This is a genomic window from Mesorhizobium sp. BHbdii (assembly GCF_053848045.1).
Genome location: NZ_JBSPKX010000233.1, coordinates 1 through 436, shown reverse-complemented (window position 1 = coordinate 436; position 436 = coordinate 1). Strand labels below are relative to the sequence as shown.

Genomic DNA, 436 nt, shown 5'->3' with positions numbered 1-436 from the left:
ACAGATTCCCCAAGACCATTCCGGCCACCTTCGAAACCGCCACCCTTGGTATCGAATGACATTTTCGTAGGCTTCAGGAAGTCGATGTCCAGAGTGGGGAGATCGGTGTAGCGCCCCATCGCTCAACCCTTCTGCGACGCGTAGCGCCGCTGCGTCTCGCCAAAGCCGCCGCTGATCTGGCCCTGGTGATACTCGCTGATCGCCTCCTGCGCGCCCTGCCTGGACAACGTGCGGATATGCTCATCGCCCGAGCCTCCGACGACGGTGACATGAAGGTCGATTTTCGGCGTCACAGGCGTACTGTTGTTGTTCTGCGCCATCTGCATCGAGCGCGGGTTGCTTCGAATGACATCGCCGGCGCGCAGCTTGCGCAGCTCGGGACCCCGTTCGCCGACCCACGCCCAGCCAGCCGGCGCGCTCTCGGTGCCGTCTGCGA

1 pseudogene is annotated in these 436 nt (G+C 63.3%); it reads right to left on the bottom strand.

What is annotated here, in order from left to right:
* Positions 1 to 122 precede the first annotated feature (122 nt).
* Positions 123 to 436 (bottom strand): annotated as a pseudogene (locus tag ACWTU8_RS32800) (phage tail tape measure protein); the annotation flags it as partial.